Origin of the sequence: Paraburkholderia tuberum STM678, assembly GCF_902833905.1 — a bacterium.
Lineage (GTDB): Bacteria > Pseudomonadota > Gammaproteobacteria > Burkholderiales > Burkholderiaceae > Paraburkholderia > Paraburkholderia tuberum.
In genome coordinates, this window is record NZ_CADFGP010000204.1 from 1 (window position 1) to 325 (window position 325).

Annotated in this window: 1 pseudogene; it reads right to left on the minus strand. The window is 64.9% G+C overall.

The window, feature by feature from the left end:
• Positions 1-64 precede the first annotated feature (64 nt).
• Positions 65-325: pseudogene (locus HWY30_RS40955) on the minus strand (ABC transporter substrate-binding protein); the annotation flags it as partial.

A 325-nucleotide genomic window follows, 5' to 3' on the forward strand; every position in this document is an offset into this window, starting at 1 on the left:
GCGCATCCGTCGCGCACCCAGCGCCTGCCGGATGCGCGACGGCTCGAACAACCGCCGCGAGAGGTCAGATCTTGAATCGCTCCAGGCTGGCCGGGTGGAACAGTTCGGCAGGCTGCAGGCGACGGCTCGACAATCCCTCAGCGTGGTGCTGCGCGAGGAAGCGGTCGATCACATGCTCGTTGTTCGCGAATCCGTACGACCAGAAGTCGTGCCCCATCAGACGCCGTGCATTGCGCAACTGGTCCTCGACGAACGGCAGCGTCACCTTGGTCGCCGAGGTGTCGCTCAAACGGGCCAGCGCCACTTCCTTCGATTGCTCGAACGC